This is a genomic window from Paenibacillus agricola, assembly GCF_011440305.1.
In the GTDB taxonomy this organism is placed as follows: domain Bacteria; phylum Bacillota; class Bacilli; order Paenibacillales; family NBRC-103111; genus Paenibacillus_S; species Paenibacillus_S agricola.
The window spans coordinates 531400-549451 of sequence record NZ_JAAOIW010000003.1 but is presented as its reverse complement, the minus strand read 5'-3'; the positions used below and the strand labels follow the sequence as shown (position 1 = coordinate 549451).

Genomic DNA, 18052 nt, shown 5'->3' with positions numbered 1-18052 from the left:
TTACCGTGGTGTTGAAGGCTCTTTAGCGATAAGGGGGCTGCCAAAACCTAAGCGCCAACAACCAAACGCGGTGTTGTACTGCTGCTTCCCTTACTCGAAAATCTCTTGCTCGCGCACCTTTCTTTGTGCCGATGGCAGTACAGGTGCAGGGTGGATCAGCGGCGCTTGCTCGCCCGCTTCAACCATTCGGCGGATTAATGTATCGCGAAGCTGGTTCGCGACATCCCGATGCGATTCCATACCCGCGAGGTTGGAAAGCTCATAGGGATCTGCATAGAGGTCGTAGAGGAATTGCTCCACATATTCCTCAGCGGATGCAGATTGGGTCGCATCCCCACCGGACAAGCCAGCGGACGCGCTTACGCTGTATTTCCAGCGATGCGTGCGGATGGCGCGCCCAGTATGCGACTCGCTGATCTGCACGAAGACTTCGCCGGGCCATTCCGCACGGCTTTCGCGGCTGTGCAGCAAGGGCACGACCGACCTGCCTTGCATATGGTCGGGCACCTCGATGCCCACGGCATCCAGCAGGCTGGGCACGAAGTCGACCAAGCTGACCAGCTCGCGGACGCTGCCGCCGCCTGTAAATTGCGAGCCATACAAGGCACTTGGCACGCGGATAGAGCTTTCATGGCAGGAGCGCTTGTATTCGCCATTACGTGTCTTGAAATGCGAGCCGTGGTCGGAGGTAAACAGGATAATGGTTTCCTCCGTCAGGTGCAGGCTGCGCAGTGTATCCCTAATGCGCCCAAGTGCTTCATCCAGCCGTTTGACCATCCCGTAATAGCCGCCGAGATGCTGGTGCGCTGTTCCGCCCAAAGCGGCCAGATCCGGCGGTACCCACCGTGAAGTGTACATATCACGGTACACGTCAGGTGCCGGGTAATCGTCACGGTGGTTCTGGTGATGTGGCTCCAGATAGGACAGGAACAAGAAGAAGGGATCGCTCTTATGGCCGTCAATATAGCGGATTGCCGCATCAGTCAGCGCATCCACGCGGTAGCCCGGAAGCTTAACAGGCTGGTTATCGTTATCGTACAACAACGTTTCATAAGCATCCGAGGTATGCTCAAGCGCGTCCGCGGCGAGCCAATATTTATAGCCTCCACGCAGATGCTCCGGCACGGGCTGGTCGCGGGTTACGGCAAGATGCCATTTGCCGATATAGCCGGTGTCATAGCCCGCTTCATTGAAGTAGCCCGCAAGCGTAGGCAAATCCTGGCGCAGCGGGATGCCATTCTTATAGCAGCCTGTCTCTGTGGCGTAGAGGCCGGTCTGTAGGCAGGACCTTGCAGGGCCGCATACCGGCTGGCAGGTGAAGGCATATTCCAGATGGGTGCCTTGGCGCGCCATTTGGTCGAAATTCGGTGTCAGGCCGAGCGGATTGCCGTGCACACCGGTTGTATCCCAGCGCTGCTGGTCAGTGAAAAACACGATCACATTAGGCTGCTTGCGTTCTGGCTTAGCGGGTTTGCTCATGAAATCAACGTCACTCCTTATCAAATCATATGCTGCCAAGAAATAGGACACGGGGACAGGTAAATAAATGGGGCTTTTGGATAGAGCTTCTGGATGGGGTCGCCTACCCCTCCTGCCCATCTTAATAGCTTACGGCTATCCTTTCAACCCGGTTGTGGAAATACCGTCGACAAAATATTTTTGTGCAATAAAAAATACGATAATGCAGGGAAGGATCGTAAGCACGGACATCGCCATAACCTGGTTCCACTGCACGGCGCCTTCGTTATCGAGTACCATTCGCAAACCTAATGCAACCGTAAATTTGGACACGCTGTTAATATAAATCAAAGCATTAAAAAATTCATTCCAGGTCCATATAAATTGGAAAATACATACCGAGAACAATGCAGGCTTCGCCAGCGGTAGAAGCACCTTGGTTAAAATTGTGAAAGAGCCGCAGCCGTCAATAACGGCAGCTTCATCCAGATCCCGTGGAATCCCGCGGAAAAATTGAATCAATAAATAAACGAAGAAGGCATGCACTGCCAGCAAGGCAGGTACGTAAAACGGTAAATACGTATTAAGCCAGCCGAAATTTTTGAACAAAATATAACGTGGAATCATAATGACAGCATCGGGCAGCATTAAGGTGGACATCATTAGTGCGAACAGCAGCTTCTTTAATGGAAAATTAAAGCGGGCAAACCCGTAGGCTACGATTGTACTGGACAATGCGGTCAGCACGACAACCGGAACAACCATAATGAACGTATTGGTGAAAAAGGTGCTAAAGCTGTTTTTGCCGATGCCTATCCAGCCCTTCATATAGGAGTCCCAAATAAAGGTAGAGGGGATCAAGCCAATAGTCGAGAAAACCTCATTATTGGGCTTAAACGAAGCCGATACGAGCCATACCAAAGGATAAATAAATAAAAGTCCAAACAGAGACAGCAATACGATTGTCCATATATTTCGTTGCAAGGTCATTTGCCATCGCCCCCATCTTCATAGTGAGTCCAGCGGTTGGAGGTTTTCAGTAAAATAAACGTAAAGGTCATAATGATCACAAACAGAATCCATGATAACGCGGAGGCATAGCCCATTTTGAAATAAAGGAACGCATTATCATACAGCATCAAGCCGTATAAATAGGTTGATTTGACAGGACCGCCTCCCGTTATGACGAACGCAGCGGTAAACTGCTGGAAAGCCCCGATCGTTTGCATAATTAGATTAAATAAAATGATAGGGGTCAAAAGTGGAAGCGTAATGCTGAAGAAGGTACGGATTCGTGACGAGCCATCCACCTTGGCTGCCTCATATAATTCTTTGGGAATCTGCTTGAGGCCAGCGAGAAATAATACCATGGAGGAGCCAAACTCCCACACCGGAAGCAAGGTAATGGTGAATAAGGCAAGCTTGGGATCTCCCAGCCAGTCGATGGGCGGAAGTGAAGCATAGGAGAGCATTTTGTTCACTAAGCCCTCGCGCATAAACAGGAACTTCCACAGAACCGAAACAGCAATGCTTCCGCCCAGAATGGAAGGTAAATAGTAGACAGTACGGAAAATCCCAATACCCTTCATCTGGATATTCAAAATAACCGCAACGAGTAGAGCAAAAGCAAGCTTGGCGGGTACTGCCATCATGACATAACAAAAGGTAACCCAAAGTGATTGGTAGAAGTCGCGGTCATTGGTGAAAATATCGATATAATTAGTGAGCCCGACAAAGTTGGGAGCTTTTAGCATATTGTAATCGGTAAACGAGTAGTACAACGAAGTGAAAAACGGGTACAACGTCAGTACAAGAAAACCAATAAGCCAAGGGCTAATATACACTAATCCGATGTACTTTTTGCTTATGCGATCCATGCGTCCACTCCTATCTTCTAGTTAAAGGAAAAGGCGGGAGGGCAGCTAACCGCTCCTTCCGCCTGTCGTCAAATGCTTATAGAGTTGTGCAAAGACTACCATTACTTAATAGCTTTTAGCTTGTCGTTCAAACGCTTAATAATCTCTTGTGCAGCTTTATCTGGAGCTGTGCGTCCAAAGGCGACCTGCTGCATATAATCCTCTACCAGCTTGATTAGCTCCTGATTGTTGCTAATACCGTTGATCGGCTCCCCTGGTTTCTCAAGAGCGATGGCTACGGCTTTGGCTACAGTTGGGTCAACGAGCTTCTTCTCAACCAATAGCTGCGAATTTTTCTCGACTGCCGGGATACTGTAGGTATCCTTCAGAATTTGTGCAGCCTCAGGGTCAGTTAACAGCCAGCTTGCGAATTTGGCCGCCGCTTGTGGGAATTTGGTACTCTTATTTATCGCAAGTGGGTTACTCGGATTGACCAATACGCCTGAATCCTTGGCATTGGACGGAACCGGATACATACTGACCTCGGTATTTGGAATAAAGGACTTAAGCTTGGTTATCGTCGATGAAAGGCCAAAGGAGATCCCGATATTGCCTTTTTGCCAGGTAAGGTTTTGCGTGATCTCCGGGTACAGGCTGCTTTCGGCCACCGGTTGGAGAACACCATCATCCAACAGCTTTTTGTAGTAGGCCAATGCTTCTGTTAAGGTCGCTTCGTCAAAGCCAAGCGTTTTGTCATCATTGATCCATGGCTTGCCTGTCTTTTGCTTGACATAAGGCTGAAGGAAGCCTCGAACGTCTAACATGGAAAGTAAATAAGCGGTTGCGTCCTGCTGGTGTACTTTTTTGCCGTACTCATGAATTTTTTCCCAATCCCACTTGGTATCCTCGGGAATACTGAATTTCTTGAAAAAATCCTGGTTATAAGCGCTGACCATTCCGTTAATGCCCATCGGAAGCCCAACGAGCTTTTTGTCGAACACGACATATTTACTCAGAAAATCGGTGTTAAAGGCACTTAGGTTAATGTTGTCCTTCTGCGTGTTTAGATCCATGACAAGATCGCCTTTAACGGCAATTTCATCGATCCAGTCGAAGGATAAAGGTGTTAAATCGGGAGCGGTACCACCGGCAAACTGGGTAAGGAGCTTTTGGTAATAGCCATCAAACCCGCCGTATTCAGCCTCGATGGTCACATTAGGATTTTTGCTCATATACAAAGCAATCGCTTCTAGTATCGCTTTATGACGTCCTTCTGAGCCCCACCATGCGAAGCGTAAAGTTACCTTTTGGTTAGAGTTCTCCACGGCACCACCTGCGTTGGGGGATGCATCCTGGCCACCTGCACAGCCTGCAAATACGGCCATTAGCAGTGAGCATATACCTAACATTTGGAACCACTTCATTGTTCGTTTCAAAAATAAAACCTCCCTAATCACTATTTGATAGTATAGAATATAAGATGATTGCCGCAGAATGAAAAGGCATACAAATTTGTATTAGGTATCATTATTCATAATTTTTCATCAAAAGGTATCATTTTTTGCTTTTTTATGTCGAACGGCGTGTTTTTGTAAAGAAAGGGGGCTTGGATTGATGTACAAGCTGGTGCTGGTAGATGATGAGGTGGAGATCAGGAATGGCTTATCTCAATATTTTCCCTGGAATGATATAGGCTTTGATGTCGTTGGCAGCTTTGAGAATGGCAAGCAGGCCTTGGCTTATATAGATGCCCACCACGTAGATGTGATGCTATGCGATATTAAAATGCCGATTATGACCGGCCTTGAGGTAGCGAAAGAGCTGCATAGCCGCAAAAGTAAAATCAAGATGATCCTCTTAAGCGGGCACAAGGATTTTGAATATGCCAAGCAGGCCTTATCTTATGATGTTAAAGGCTATATCGTCAAGCCTACCAAGTATAATGAGCTGTACGAGCATTTCACCAAGCTTAAACAGGAAATGGACAAAGTGGAGGAGGAGCAGACGGGCAAGCAAAGCCTGAATGAGAAGGGCACCTTCAATGAAAAAGTAATTGCAACGATCCGCAGCTATGTGGAGCAAAATTACAAACAGGCAACACTGGAGGAAGCAGCCGCGCTGGTCAGGATGAATTCCTATTATGTAAGCCGCTATTTTAAAGAAAATACAGGACAAAACTTCTCCGATTTTGTAGCTGAGGTCAAGATGAACAAAGCTACCGAGCTGCTCAAGGATATTCGTTACAAAACCTATGAGATTAGTGAGATGGTCGGCTATAGCCATGCGAAAAATTTTACACGTACCTTTAAAAAGCATTTTGGGATGAGCCCGCGTGAATTCAGGAATACCCGTGAACAATCAACGAGGCTGGAATGAGAAAAAAGTTCTTTATGAAAAATTTATTGTTGTTTCTTGTGCCTCTGCTGATCCCGATCATCATCTTGGGCACCTTGTCCATCGTCATTACCCAGCGCTATTTGCAGGAGGAAGTTAACAAAAACAATTTGAATTTATTTAACCAAATCGACCGCAATATCGAACTGATTTTTAACGAAATCGATTCGTTAAGCATCAGCTTAGGCAATACTGAGGTCCTTTACAGGATTGAGGACATTTTGCAAACGCAAACGTTAACCCTGGAAAATCTGCGTTTAATGAAAACCTCGCAAAATTATATAAACGCGCCTGTTATCGCCAAGCCGTATATTGAATCGATTTATGTGTATGTCAATAATGAGCATAACCAATTTATCGCCAATGGTGTCGGCTTGACGACCTTCAGTGAATTTCATGATGTATCCTGGAGGAGCAGCTTTAAGGACAACCAGAATAAAACAGAGGTTTGGACGGAGCCGCGGCAAATCCAGCGTTATTCGTTCGAAGCGCCGATATCGGTAACGACCGTTTATAAAAACCTGTTTTCCAATGTGTTGTACCAGCCCAATGGGGTTATTGTATTAAATATTTATACGAACTATATTGAGAATTTATTGAAAAATATCGTGACCTATCCGGACCAGCATATTCTGGTTGTTGATGGCAATGACCAGGTGATTTTCAAAAATCGACCGCTCGACAAGTTGGAGAATATCAACTTGAAGGACATCATGTATGCAAATGAATCTTTCACTTTGCAAAACGAAGGTAAGGCGTATTTGATCTCACAGCTGCATTCGAGCAAATATGGCTGGAGATACATCTCGATCACACAGGGCCAGTCGCTAACGCCGGTTCCTTTCCAGCTGAGTACAGTTACCCTCTCTTTAGTGCTTTTATCCTTCCTGCTGGGGCTTGCCTTGACCTACTACCTAACGCGGCGGAATGTGAACCATATCCGTAATATTATCTCGATTATTAACTATGCGGAGCGAGGGATTCCCTTGCCTAGCATCTCGCCTTCGAGCGGTGTGAATGAATATGATTATATTACGCAAAAAATAGTCAAAAATTTTATTGAACAAAATTATTTGCAGGTGCAGCTGTCCGAGAAAAAATATAAGCTTCAAGCCGCCGAACTGGTGGCGCTGCAATCGCAGATCAATCCGCATTTCCTGTTCAACACGCTGGAGACGATTTATTGGAAGGTGATCGGTTTGACGGGCCAGCCCAATGAGGCTAATCGAATGCTGGAATATTTATCAGACCTGCTGAAATATGCGTTGGACACCCCCAACAAAATTGTCACATTGGAGAAAGAAATCAACTATACGGAAAATTACCTCAGTATCCAAAAAATCCGTTACCGTAACCAGTTTGATGTGATTTGGGATTATGAAGAAGAGGATGTTGAAAGATATAGTGTTGTTAAGCTGCTCTTGCAGCCGTTAATCGAAAATTCGATTTATCACGGAATCAAGGAAAAGCAGGGGAAAAGTGGTATCAAAATCAAAATAACCTGCTTTTCTGCTTATATCCGCATCGCCGTGATCGACAATGGCATTGGCATGAGCAAAGCACGCCTGGAGGAAGTCAGGAGGCAGATGGATTTTGAGGGGCTAGCGAGTGAGCATATCGGTCTGGTCAATACGAACAAACGTATCCAGCTAACCTATGGCTCGGTCTACAAAATTCATATTCAAAGCAAGCAGCAATGGGGAACGGTGGTATCGGTACACATCCCGATGTAGTTAGATTTACATAGAGTCTGAGTAGAGTGAGATGGTAGCGAGGCGAACAGAATTATGATAACATGAGCATGAGTTCGAGAGTATGAGTAGTGTGCAGCGCAGAGATGATTATCCGCGCCTGTCCTCTCTTTAATGAAAGCGTTTAATTGTGAATTCAGCTCCAACCAGCACTTTTCTAGCATCTATTTTGAGGAGGCAATTGTTACTATGGAAATCCGCTATGCAACGCATCCCGCAGAAACCAAAACCTACAACACGGATAGACTCAGAAGCGAGTTTTTGATCGAGGCCTTATTCGTTTCGGGTAAGTTAAATATGGTTTATAGCCATGTAGACCGTTTTATAACAGGCGGTGTTATTCCGGCAGCCGAGCCGATTAAGCTCGAAGCTGACAAGCATGATATGGGCGCTGACTATTTTCTGGAGCGTCGTGAAATCGGGATTATCAATGTTGGTCCCAAAGGCTCGGTTATTGTTGATGGAACCGAATATGAATTGGACAGCAAGGACGGTCTTTACATAGGGCTAGGCAACAAGGAGGTTGTATTTAAAAGTGCTGATGCCGCCAATCCGGCACGGTTTTATTTCAACTCGACGCCAGCGCATACGAATTATCCAACGGAAAAGATTGAGATCAGCAAAGCGGAGCCTGCGCATTTGGGCGCAATCACCTCCTCCAACGAACGTACGATATATAAGTACATACATTTGAATGGCGTCCAAAGCTGCCAGCTTGTCATGGGCATGACTTTACTTAAGCCGGGCAATATGTGGAATACGATGCCTTGCCATACCCATAACCGCCGCTCCGAGGTTTATTTTTACTTCGATATGCCTGAGGATGGCTTGGTGTTCCATATGATGGGCGAGCCTGATGAGACACGCCATCTGGTTGTCCGTAACGAGCAGGCAGTCATATCCCCAAGCTGGTCCATCCACTCCGGCGTAGGTACGAATAATTACACGTTTATCTGGGCAATGGCTGGCGAGAACCAGGAATTTGGCGATATGGATATGGTCGCCCCTAAGGATTTGAAATAGGCATTCATCCTTGTATCAAAAAGATGGATGGCGCTAAACAGGCAATAAAATGCAGCAGGCAACAAAAAAACCGTCGAATTTACGACGGTTTTTTGTGTTTGACGAAGCCAAGCAATTGGCCCATGCTGACTTTGCTGCCAACCTGGAGATCTGGGCGGCATTCGAAGGTGCCGGTTTCCATTAACAGCACGACGGTTGAGCCGAATTCAAAGTAAGCGAGCTCATCGCCACGCTTGGGACGCACAGCTAAAGGCGTTGCATATTGGATGCTGCTAACATTCATCGCACCCACTTTGACAACGGCAACCTCTCCATCATCATGCTGCATATAGGTAATGAGCCGTTCATTACGGCTTAACACTCTGCGCATATTGCGGAGTCCAAATTCATTGACCGGATAAACTTTGCCAAGCACATGCTCTTTTTCGATAATTTGTCCCTCAATAGGGGTGTGGATACGGTGGTAATCGGTAGGGCTTAAATAAAGCACAAAATAAAAACCATTCTTATAGCTGACTGTACGCGGTGAGAAATTCAACAGCTCCTCGACCGTATAGTCTTGTCCCTTGACGTTAAGGATCAAGCCCTCGTTAATTGGCCCCATACCTGTGATGCCCGCATCTACAGGACTAACCAACGCTTGTGGAGTCGCGTCAATAGGGCGTAGCCCGTTTTTAAGCCTGCGTGTGAAAAAATCGTTTAAGGACATATACTCGGTCCATCGCTTTTCCGCATCCTCCAAACGGATGCCATAAATACCGGCAAAGCGCGGAATAAGCTTGCGGCTTATTTTGGATTTAGCAAATGTACCGGTGATTCGTGATATCCCTTTACGAGAGGATAGCTCCGTAAGCAAGCGAAAAAAAGATTTCATCATAACAGCCATTCACCTATTTCTTGTCGATTGGTTACTAACGAATATCTTGACACATAACGTTCCTGAGCGCAAGAACAAAAGAACCTTAAATGCCTTAAATAGATGAATAAAATTAGGGTTGCTTGTAGGGCAATACTTGGTACAATAAGCAGGAGGTTAAGTTTATGAAATAAGGAGTTGTCAGGAATGCCTAATGTTGATATGCCCTTATCCCAGCTTCGGGATTACAAACCGGAATTAACCATGGAAGCGGATTTTGACTCATTTTGGGAAGAAGCGAAGGCGCTCTCTAGCCAGGTACCTCTGAATGCATCGCTTCAGTTGGTAGAGAATCATCCACTACAGACGTTGAAGATCTATGATGTTGTATTTCAAGGCAGCGATGGAACACCCATCCATGGTTGGTATGTAACACCTGCTGGCGAGCATCAAGCGGGCTCTTTGCCGGTTATTGTTAAGTACCATGGATATTCCGGTAATCGGGGATATCCAAATGACCTGCTGCAATGGGCTTCGATGGGCTATGCAGCCTTCGCCATTGATGTGAGGGGACAAGGTGGCTTGTCGCCGGATTTAGCTGTTTATCCACAGGGGGCATCTCCTGGATGGATGACCTTAGGCATCCTTGACCCTGCTTCATACTATTATAAGCAAGTGTATCTGGATTGCGTAAGAGCCCTTGATTTTGTATGTGCACGTGAAGAGGTAGATATGAACCGGATTGCGGTCTATGGGGGCAGCCAAGGCGGTGGGTTAGCTATCGCGGTAGCAGGGCTGGACGCTCGTCCTAAGCTAGCTTTATCTAATTATCCTTTTCTATGCCACTTTCGCCGCTCGGTAGAAATTCATGCTACCGGCCCTTATGTGGAGATCAAAAACTGGTTTCGCCGCTTTGACCCTGGGCATCTCCAGGAAGATCAGGTATACCGTACGTTAAGCTACTTTGATGGGATGAATCTGGCATCACGGGTTACAGCCAGAACTTTGATGGCCATTACCTTACAGGACACAACCTGCCCGCCATCGACATGCTTTGCTGCTTTTAATCATTTGGCTGGCGAAAAGGAAGTCAGGCTTTATCACGATTATGGGCATGAGGGCTTACCTTTCCATGAAGAAGATATGATGCGTTTCGTCCAAAACTACTTATAAAGTTGGAAAATTACCTAACACTGGTGCTTTTGAAACATAGAGTAGGGAGCAAATGTGAAAATATTGTGAATTAATTGTTCGGAGATTACTAGGTCAAAGGGCTTTTTTACCCTGATTACAGGGTGAAAAGGCCCTTTATAAAACTTTTTTCGTGAAAATCGATATATTTTGACAGTTTATTTTCAAAAAGTTAAAATTTTCTCTTTCTTATTTTAAAAAACGTAATATAATAAGAAAAGCAGGAAAACATACACATATTATGGGAGTGAGAATCGATGAAGAATGTACTAAAATATTTAACAGTTTCGACCATGCTTTGGGCTTGTTTGTTGGGGATGTCTTCGTTAGCATTTGCGGATGCAGAAATGGATTTTGAGGTGACCTCAGTAGCTTATGAGGGTGGCGAATTGACGGCGGTTGGCGTATTCCATAATTCTGGAGACAAACATATTTCTGAAGTAACTAAGGTTAATGTTAAAATCGTTCTTCATAATGATGAAGGTGATTCTGCAGAAGTAGCTAATCATGATTTTTCGAATTTGAAGGTAGATATTTTGCCAGGAGAATCTGCTGAGTATACGTTAACCTTCTCTGGTGTGGCAGAATACACAGATGCAACTCAATGGACTGCAGAGGAAGGCGACTGGGAAATCACTTATTTTGATGATGCAGCAGAAGCGACTGAAGAAATGGCAAATGAAGATATTCCAACAGTTGAAGAATTTGTAGATGCAGTAGTAGAAGAAGCTGAAGCAGCAATTGATGCAGCGGTAGCAGATGCTGAAGCAGCAATCGATGCAGCAGTTGAAGCTGGAGACGAAGCAGCAATTGAAGCAGCGTTAGCAGAAGCTGAAGTAGCAATTGATGCAGCGGTAGCAGAAGCTGAAGCAGCAATCGAAGACGTTGAAATTATCGAATAGTTATTAGCTATCATTCATATTCATAGTATGACATCGGACAAGCCTGAGTTCTAGGCTTGTTTTTTTGTTATTGGTCGTTGACTTTTTGAGTAATCATGTTAGTATGAAGAATGTCACTAGGGGAGCCGCAGTAGGCTGAGACTGGATCGAAAGATTCTAAACCCTCTGAACCTGATCTGGTTGAAACCAGCGTAGGGAAGTGGAGAGCACTTGAAGCGTGTAATGGCTACATACATGCAGACCACTTCCGATATGGGAGTGGTCTTTTTGGCTATCTTCTTATCGGCTCATAACAGGTTCACACATAGAAAGCAGAAGGAGTGGGTTTATTATGTCCAAAGGCTTGAAATTGACCGACATTCTGGTCACTATTGTTCTCTCTTTTGTATTTGCTATTATTTATCGGCTGTGGGGGGATGTCTCCAATGTAGCTAAGCTTGCAGGCCTTCAGCTAGACCAGCTGATGTATGGAGTATGGTTTATGGCTGCGGTCGTTGCCTTCCTGATCATCCGTAAGCCTGGTGTTGCACTATTGGCGGAGGTTGCAGCTGCTTCAGGTGAGCTGTTCGCTGGCTCCCAGTATGGAGTCGAGGCTCTGACTTACGGAATTGCTCAAGGATTAGCGGCTGAGCTGGTGTTCTTCTTGTTCCGTTACCGTAGCTTCTCGGCAGCAACAGCATGCTTGGCTGGGATCGCAGCGGCAGTGGCCTCGCTCATTTTTGATGCGTTTAAAGGGTATCTGCTAGATTTGCAGTCATGGAATTTAATCCTATACTTCGTATTCCGAGTGGTGGGCTCGATCTTCTTTACAGGGCTATGCTCGTATTGGCTGGTTAAAGCTTTAGAGGTAACGAGAGTTACTCAACTGGTTCGACCGGCGAGTAAGGCGGATTTCGACGATTTGGAGCGTAAACGCTAATGGAGGTATGCACCTCAGTCAGTGGCTTGCGGCTGAAATTTGCAGGCAGCCCGGCGCTGCAATTCGAAGATTTGTCCGTCGAGCTTTATAGCGGGCAAAAGGTGCTGCTGCTGGGGCCAAGCGGCTGTGGAAAGTCGACGCTGCTGCAGGTGCTCACGGGCTTGATTCCCCAAGCGATTGAGGTGCCTATGAAATGCGATGATATCCAGATACCCGCATCATGGGGGTATGTGTTCCAGGATCCAGATACGCAGTTCTGTATGCCATTTGCAGATGAGGAAATTGCTTTTGTACTGGAAAATTTGGGCGTGCCGAGGGAAGCCATGCGCGAGCTGATCCAGCAGTGCCTGCATGAGGTCGGACTGCCATTCGAGGAGCCACATGTGCCTATAGCTTCGATGTCGCAAGGCATGAAGCAGCGCTTGGCCATCGCCTCGGTGCTGGCCCTGCAGCCGGAGGTGTTGTTCCTCGATGAGCCTACATCGTTGCTGGATCCTGAGGGAACACGGGCTGTATGGGATACGATAAAAAAGGTGGGGCAGCACAAAACGATTATTATTGTCGAGCACAAGATCGATGAAATTATCGACTTTGTGGATCGGGTACTTTTATTTAATGCCGAAGGCGAGATCATTGCGGACGGTGCACCTGAGCCCATATTTGCCGAATATAAAACAGAGCTTCGCCGCTATGGGATCTGGTATCCTGGCGTGTGGGCCGATTATACGGAAAGTGTGGCCTCCACTATGCTTACGCAAAGGCAACAAGACTTGGAGTCCAAGCTGCTTCCTGCGAGGGATACGATCCGTGATCTAGCCGTGCTGAAGGACTTTGTTGGCTACCAAGGGCGCCGCGAAGTGAAAATTACAGCTGCCCATGTTGCTATCGAAGCGGGCGAATGGATAACGGTTGTCGGCTATAACGGCGCGGGTAAAAGCACTTTGCTTCAGGCGCTGATGCAGCTAATTCCAACAAGCGGCAGCTATACGCTCAAGGGCAAGCAAGTGCACAGCTTCAAGGATGTAAAGGATACAGTGGCTTATGTATTTCAGAATCCAGAAATGCAGTTTGTCGCCAATTCGGTGCTGGATGAGGCTGCTTTTGGTTATAGGGCTGATGGGCAGCCCGATCCGGTTGGGCGAGCGGAGGCGCTTTTAGCCGAATTCGGGCTGCAAGGCAAGCTGCAATTGCATCCTTACCAGCTGTCGCTCGGGCAAAAGCGGCGGCTTAGCGTGGCCACGGCGATGGTAAAGCAGCAGCAGATGCTGTTGCTGGATGAGCCGACCTTCGGACAGGATGCCGCGAATACCTTTGCTATCCTGGAGAAGCTGGAGAACTGGCGGCGGCAGGGAACCACAATCGTGATGGTGACTCACGATCTGGAGGTGGTCCGGCATTTCGCTACGCGTGTCTGGCTGGTAGAGCAGGGAGTGCTCGCAGCTGACATCCATCCGGATGTGTATCTGCGCGATACAGAAGCTGTAGGAAGTAGTTTGGGCTAGCGTATCGCCTATGTGAACGTCAATAAGGAAGTGGAAAGCTGTGCAATTTGCATTGAACATTAAAGAAACCTGGCTGCACCGTGCTAACCCGAGCTTTAAGCTTTTATTGTCGATTGTGATGTTTTTTGCGGTGCTGCTAACGGACAATATTAACATATTGATTAATATCACGGTGGCGCATCTGCTGCTGCTCTTTTTTACAGGACATCCCTCTAAAAGGTTGCTGTTGTTGCTGCTGCCATTCCTATTACTGTTTGTCTCATCTTCGATGTCGATGATGCTATTTGGTAAAGGGGATACGGTCTGGCTGCAGTGGGGGCTTGTACGTGTATCGGAGGAAAGCTTTTTCCGTGGGCTTCATATCGGGCTGAAGACGGTCAATATGTCGTTAAGCGGGCTATTGTTTGCGCTGACAACGCGCCCTGTTGCCCTGTTCTATTCATTGATGCAGCAATGCAGGCTGCCTGCCCAATACGCTTACAGCTTTATGGCGGCGCTTAGGCTGCTGCCCATTATGGTAGGCGAATTCCAGACGCTGCAGATGGCCATGAAGGTACGCGGAGTGAAGCGACGGGTCGGCATCCGCGGAGTGTATGACACGATTCGGAGCTATGCGATCCCGCTGCTGGCGCAAAGCATCCGCCGTGCGCAGCGCATTGCTGTGGCAATGGAGGCCAAACGCTTCTCAGCCGTGAAGCAGCGTACTTATTATTACCGTATCGGCTATTCCGGGGCCGATCTATATTTGTTCCTGTACTTGGCTATCATGCTTGGCGCTGCAATTTATATCGGGCAGCATGCCCCTTATTTGGAGATAGGGGATGTTAGGTACAAAGTAAATGGGTGAGCATATAAAGGAGGCAACGATGATGAAATTTAGTGACCAGCTTCGTGAGGCTGTAGAGGTGAGCTGGGAAGCCAGCTTTAACCATCCGTTTGTTCAAGGGATTGCAAAGGGGACGTTACCTTTAGCTTGTTTTCGCCATTACCTGTTGAATGATGCCTATTATTTATCGCAATTTGCTCGTGTACAGGCGTTGGGTGCGGCTAAGGCAGAGGATTTGGCTGATTCCAACCGGATGGCTGCCCACGTTCAGAGTACCTATAATGCTGAGCTGTCGCTGCATGAGAAATTTGCAGCCCAACTGGGGATTACTCATGAGCAAATTATCGCATTTGAACCTTCACCAACCGCTTATGCCTACACCACCCACATGATGAGCGCAGCTTACAGTGGCCATTTGGGCGATATTATTGCCGCGATTTTGCCATGTTATTGGCTTTATCATGAAATCGGTGAACGTCTGCAGAGCTATACGCCGGATGAGCCGATTTATCGGGAATGGATCAGCGCTTATGGGGGCGAGGGCTTCCGTGTGCTGGTGGATGAACAAATTGCACGGTTGGACAAAATTGCCGATCAGGTGAGTGAGGCGGACCGCGCGCGAATGAAACGCCATTTTGTGATTAGCAGCCATTATGAATTTAAATTTTGGGAGATGGCCTATACACACGAACAATGGCCAACCTACAGCTAATATAGGATAATAATCTCCATTAAGGTTATGGAAAGCTATTTCTTTTGCAGATTTTTGCATAAGGGATAGCTTTTTTTGGTTTGGAGAGGGGTTTCTTTTCCGCCATATAACGTTCATCTTTGCAACGCAGTAATGTGATTCAAATCATAGTTGCCCAGAGCGTGAAGCTTCTACAATAGAGACATCAAGTTTGGAAGGATGGGAACACCATGAAAAAAGGCCCACAGCACAGCGACGAATCTTTAAAAGGAACCTTAGTGTCCGTTATGCTTCTCGGAGGTTTTCTTGTAGTAACCTGGGTGGCTATATTTATTTTATTTATAGCACGTGGTTGACATGTAACGACATGCAAAGACATGTAATGGTAAACACAACAACAGATTAAGGGGATGGACCTGAATGCATTTACATCGATATGAAAAAATCTGGCTAACCTTCGGCATTGCGATGCTTTTCGTGTTTCTCATCGTGCTTGGGGTAGGTGCCTTTGCCCAAGGGATGCAGCCTCCGGGGCAGCAGCATAGCGGACATGGCGCACGCGTGACGGTTAATCCAGAAACAGTGGAGTCGACAGCGCCATTCAATCAGCTGGGGCTCAGAAAAATCGGTGAAAACGAGTATGACGCGTATATGCTGGCTTTTGCCTTCGGTTATGGCCCAGAGAAGATGGAGGTTCCACTTGGTGCAACCGTCCATTTTCATATTACGAGCAAGGATGTTGTGCACGGCTTTCAAATTCCCGGAACGAATGTGAATATGATGGTCGTGCCAGGTGAAATTACGAATTTAACCCACACGTTTACGAAGGCGGGCGAGCTGCTGGTGCTCTGTAATGAATATTGTGGGGTTGCCCACGAAATGATGCATACACGGATTATAGTCAAGTAATGCTGTGAGGATCAAGTAATGATGAGGAGTGTTGAGTGAGATGTTAAACAATGAACAAGCTTTCGACCGCCGCGATTCGGCACTGGTGCTGGCTCACATCCTGTTCGCTTTTCTGGCGATGCTGCTTGGTGGTGTAGCAGGATTATTGCAAAGCTTGGTACGCAGCGGAACGATTACCTTGCCCTACGAAATTGGTTATTACCAGCTGCTTACCGCACACGGCGTATTAATGGCGCTTATTTTCACAACCTATTTTATTATTGGCTTCCTGTATTCAGGTGTGGTCAAAACATTAGGAGGGCACTTGCTGCCAATCGTCAGGTCACTGGGATGGCTTGGTTATGCCCTGATGACACTAGGTACGGTGATAGCGACGATTTTGATTTTGCTGAATAAAGCTACGGTGCTGTATACCTTTTATGCGCCAATGATGGCATCTCCTTGGTTTTATGTATCGTTGGTGCTTATTGTAGTCGGCAGCTGGATGAGTGGCTTCGGGATTATTATCCAGTACCGATATTGGAAAAGAACACATCAAGGTAAGCTGTCTCCGTTGTTCGCGTTTATGTCCGTAGTTACGATGCTGATGTGGCTGGTTGCGACGCTTGGTGTGGCGATCGAGGTTATTTTTCAGCTCATTCCGTTATCATTTGGATGGGTAGAGACGATCAATGTAACGCTTAGCCGCACCTTGTTTTGGTATTTTGGCCATCCGCTCGTCTATTTCTGGCTGCTTCCGGCGTATATGTGCTGGTATGTGGTGATCCCGCGAATTATTGGCGGCAAGCTATTCAGTGATGCGCTAGCGAGGCTGGCTTTTATTATGCTGCTGCTGTTCTCGATTCCGGTAGGGCTTCACCATCAGCTGATGGAGCCGGGTATTTCACCCGTATGGAAATTTGTTCAGGTCGTGCTTACCTTTATGGTCGTAATTCCTTCGCTAATGACGGCGTTCTCGCTGTTCGCCACCTTTGAATTGCATGGCCGTACTTTAGGGGCTAAGGGGCTGTTTGGTTGGTTGAAAAAGCTTCCGTGGAAGGACGTCCGTTTTTTTGCGCCGTTCATGGGGATGCTGATCTTTATTCCTGCAGGTGCAGGGGGAATTATTAATGCCAGTGACCAAATGAATGCGGTGGTCCATAATACCTTATGGGTAACGGGGCATTTCCATTTGACGGTGGCGACTAGCGTGGCGCTAACCTTCTTCGGTATTACGTATTGGCTTCTTCCTGCCATGACCGGCCGGGTCTTAACACCGCTCTTGCATAAGCTGGGCATTGCCCAAACGATCACTTGGCTGGTTGGCATGTTCTTCATGTCAGGCGCGATGCATCTAGTGGGATTGTTTGGTTCGCCACGGCGGACCTCTTATACCACCTATCAGGATCATCCGGATACACTGCTATGGATGCCCTACCATGTGGTCATGGCGATTGGCGGGACGATCCTATTTATCGGCGTGCTGATGATGATAGGCAATGTGGTGCTTCTATTAAAAGCGCCGAAAGGCTACACGGAATATCCGATCGCCGAGGTTATCGATTCGGCTGAGCCAACACCGGCAATACTTGAGCGCTGGGGCGTTTGGACAGCGGTATTAGTTGTGTTAATTCTCATTGCCTACACGGCTCCGGTGATGGAGTTATTGAATAATCCAGGTACGGGTGCTAAAGGCATGGTTACTTGGTAAGGTAAGGGTGCTAGGAGTAAGACAAAAATGTGAAAAATTTGTTAATTTTACTCCTTTTTCTGTATAAAGTCTATGAAAATATGA

At 47.0% G+C, this 18052-nt stretch carries 17 protein-coding genes and 1 riboswitch; of the genes, 12 read left to right on the top strand and 5 right to left on the bottom strand.

Features of this window, described 5'->3' with window-relative positions; genetic code table 11:
* Positions 1-90: 90 nt before the first annotated feature.
* The 4 genes from G9U52_RS10435 to G9U52_RS10420 all read right to left on the bottom strand — a co-directional run bounded on the left by G9U52_RS10435 (position 91) and on the right by G9U52_RS10420 (position 4750).
* Complete coding sequence (locus G9U52_RS10435) at positions 91-1599, bottom strand: sulfatase family protein (RefSeq protein WP_243767248.1); 1509 nt, start codon at positions 1597-1599, stop codon at positions 91-93.
* Between the two features lie 15 nt (positions 1600-1614).
* Positions 1615-2448, bottom strand: a complete 834-nt coding sequence (locus G9U52_RS10430) for a carbohydrate ABC transporter permease (protein ID WP_166149067.1) — start codon at positions 2446-2448, stop codon at positions 1615-1617.
* Positions 2445-3335: a carbohydrate ABC transporter permease gene (locus G9U52_RS10425; protein ID WP_166149065.1), complete on the bottom strand. Its 891-nt coding sequence runs from the start codon at positions 3333-3335 to the stop codon at positions 2445-2447. Before G9U52_RS10425 ends, G9U52_RS10430 begins: the two co-directional genes overlap by 4 nt.
* 101 nt (positions 3336-3436) lie before the next feature.
* On the bottom strand, positions 3437-4750 hold the full coding sequence (locus G9U52_RS10420; RefSeq protein ID WP_166149063.1) for an ABC transporter substrate-binding protein: 1314 nt from the start codon (positions 4748-4750) through the stop codon (positions 3437-3439).
* A 178-nt stretch (positions 4751-4928) separates the two neighbouring features.
* Between G9U52_RS10420 and G9U52_RS10415 the strand changes: the two genes are divergently transcribed.
* The 3 genes from G9U52_RS10415 to kduI all read left to right on the top strand — a co-directional run bounded on the left by G9U52_RS10415 (position 4929) and on the right by kduI (position 8482).
* Entirely contained in the window at positions 4929-5690 is a 762-nt protein-coding gene (locus tag G9U52_RS10415) for a response regulator transcription factor (protein WP_166149510.1), read from the top strand.
* Complete coding sequence (locus G9U52_RS10410; protein WP_166149035.1) at positions 5687-7441, top strand: sensor histidine kinase; 1755 nt, start codon at positions 5687-5689, stop codon at positions 7439-7441. Before G9U52_RS10415 ends, G9U52_RS10410 begins: the two co-directional genes overlap by 4 nt.
* A gap of 207 nt (positions 7442-7648) precedes the next feature.
* Entirely contained in the window at positions 7649-8482 is an 834-nt protein-coding gene (gene kduI, locus G9U52_RS10405; protein ID WP_166149033.1) for a 5-dehydro-4-deoxy-D-glucuronate isomerase, read from the top strand.
* Positions 8483-8561: 79 nt separating this feature from the next.
* Here kduI and asd read toward each other — a convergent pair whose 3' ends face one another.
* On the bottom strand, positions 8562-9359 hold the full coding sequence (gene asd / locus G9U52_RS10400; RefSeq protein ID WP_166149031.1) for an archaetidylserine decarboxylase: 798 nt from the start codon (positions 9357-9359) through the stop codon (positions 8562-8564).
* Between the two features lie 186 nt (positions 9360-9545).
* On the opposite strand from asd, the gene G9U52_RS10395 reads away from it, so the two are divergent.
* The 9 genes from G9U52_RS10395 to G9U52_RS10355 all read left to right on the top strand — a co-directional run bounded on the left by G9U52_RS10395 (position 9546) and on the right by G9U52_RS10355 (position 17968).
* Complete coding sequence (locus G9U52_RS10395; protein WP_166149029.1) at positions 9546-10511, top strand: acetylxylan esterase; 966 nt, start codon at positions 9546-9548, stop codon at positions 10509-10511.
* 275 nt (positions 10512-10786) lie between these two features.
* The gene (locus tag G9U52_RS10390; protein ID WP_166149027.1) at positions 10787-11431 is read left to right on the top strand and encodes a hypothetical protein; all 645 of its coding nucleotides are present in this window, start codon (positions 10787-10789) and stop codon (positions 11429-11431) included.
* A gap of 108 nt (positions 11432-11539) precedes the next feature.
* A riboswitch (TPP riboswitch) is annotated at positions 11540-11646 on the top strand.
* A gap of 116 nt (positions 11647-11762) precedes the next feature.
* Positions 11763-12350: an ECF transporter S component gene (locus tag G9U52_RS10385; RefSeq protein WP_166149025.1), complete on the top strand. Its 588-nt coding sequence runs from the start codon at positions 11763-11765 to the stop codon at positions 12348-12350.
* Positions 12350-13852 (top strand): ABC transporter ATP-binding protein, encoded by a 1503-nt coding sequence (locus G9U52_RS10380; protein WP_166149023.1) that lies wholly within the window; start codon positions 12350-12352, stop codon positions 13850-13852. Before G9U52_RS10385 ends, G9U52_RS10380 begins: the two co-directional genes overlap by 1 nt.
* 40 nt (positions 13853-13892) lie before the next feature.
* Complete coding sequence (locus G9U52_RS10375) at positions 13893-14699, top strand: energy-coupling factor transporter transmembrane component T family protein (protein ID WP_166149021.1); 807 nt, start codon at positions 13893-13895, stop codon at positions 14697-14699.
* Positions 14700-14721: 22 nt separating this feature from the next.
* Positions 14722-15390 carry a thiaminase II gene (gene tenA, locus G9U52_RS10370; RefSeq protein WP_166149508.1) on the top strand — a complete coding sequence of 223 codons (669 nt, stop codon included), beginning with the start codon at positions 14722-14724 and terminating at the stop codon, positions 15388-15390.
* Positions 15391-15599: 209 nt separating this feature from the next.
* Positions 15600-15725: a cytochrome c oxidase subunit 2A gene (locus G9U52_RS10365; RefSeq protein ID WP_166149019.1), complete on the top strand. Its 126-nt coding sequence runs from the start codon at positions 15600-15602 to the stop codon at positions 15723-15725.
* Between the two features lie 64 nt (positions 15726-15789).
* On the top strand, positions 15790-16278 hold the full coding sequence (locus G9U52_RS10360; RefSeq protein WP_166149017.1) for a cytochrome c oxidase subunit II: 489 nt from the start codon (positions 15790-15792) through the stop codon (positions 16276-16278).
* A 40-nt stretch (positions 16279-16318) separates the two neighbouring features.
* Positions 16319-17968 (top strand): b(o/a)3-type cytochrome-c oxidase subunit 1, encoded by a 1650-nt coding sequence (locus G9U52_RS10355; protein WP_166149015.1) that lies wholly within the window; start codon positions 16319-16321, stop codon positions 17966-17968.
* Positions 17969-18052 lie beyond the last annotated feature (84 nt).

Bases quoted from the DNA above. Each gene is read 5' to 3' on its own strand.
- G9U52_RS10435 (WP_243767248.1), bottom strand. From the start codon at position 1,599: ATGGGCAGGAGGGGTAGGCGACCCCATCCAGAAGCTCTATCCAAAAGC.
- G9U52_RS10430 (WP_166149067.1), bottom strand. From the start codon at position 2,448: ATGACCTTGCAACGAAATATATGGACAATCGTATTGCTGTCTCTGTTT.
- G9U52_RS10425 (WP_166149065.1), bottom strand. From the start codon at position 3,335: ATGGATCGCATAAGCAAAAAGTACATCGGATTAGTGTATATTAGCCCT.
- G9U52_RS10415 (WP_166149510.1), top strand. From the start codon at position 4,929: ATGTACAAGCTGGTGCTGGTAGATGATGAGGTGGAGATCAGGAATGGC.
- G9U52_RS10410 (WP_166149035.1), top strand. From the start codon at position 5,687: ATGAGAAAAAAGTTCTTTATGAAAAATTTATTGTTGTTTCTTGTGCCT.
- kduI (WP_166149033.1), top strand. From the start codon at position 7,649: ATGGAAATCCGCTATGCAACGCATCCCGCAGAAACCAAAACCTACAAC.
- asd (WP_166149031.1), bottom strand. From the start codon at position 9,359: ATGATGAAATCTTTTTTTCGCTTGCTTACGGAGCTATCCTCTCGTAAA.
- G9U52_RS10395 (WP_166149029.1), top strand. From the start codon at position 9,546: ATGCCTAATGTTGATATGCCCTTATCCCAGCTTCGGGATTACAAACCG.
- G9U52_RS10390 (WP_166149027.1), top strand. From the start codon at position 10,787: ATGAAGAATGTACTAAAATATTTAACAGTTTCGACCATGCTTTGGGCT.
- G9U52_RS10385 (WP_166149025.1), top strand. From the start codon at position 11,763: ATGTCCAAAGGCTTGAAATTGACCGACATTCTGGTCACTATTGTTCTC.
- G9U52_RS10380 (WP_166149023.1), top strand. From the start codon at position 12,350: ATGGAGGTATGCACCTCAGTCAGTGGCTTGCGGCTGAAATTTGCAGGC.
- tenA (WP_166149508.1), top strand. From the start codon at position 14,722: ATGAAATTTAGTGACCAGCTTCGTGAGGCTGTAGAGGTGAGCTGGGAA.
- G9U52_RS10365 (WP_166149019.1), top strand. From the start codon at position 15,600: ATGAAAAAAGGCCCACAGCACAGCGACGAATCTTTAAAAGGAACCTTA.
- G9U52_RS10360 (WP_166149017.1), top strand. From the start codon at position 15,790: ATGCATTTACATCGATATGAAAAAATCTGGCTAACCTTCGGCATTGCG.
- G9U52_RS10355 (WP_166149015.1), top strand. From the start codon at position 16,319: ATGTTAAACAATGAACAAGCTTTCGACCGCCGCGATTCGGCACTGGTG.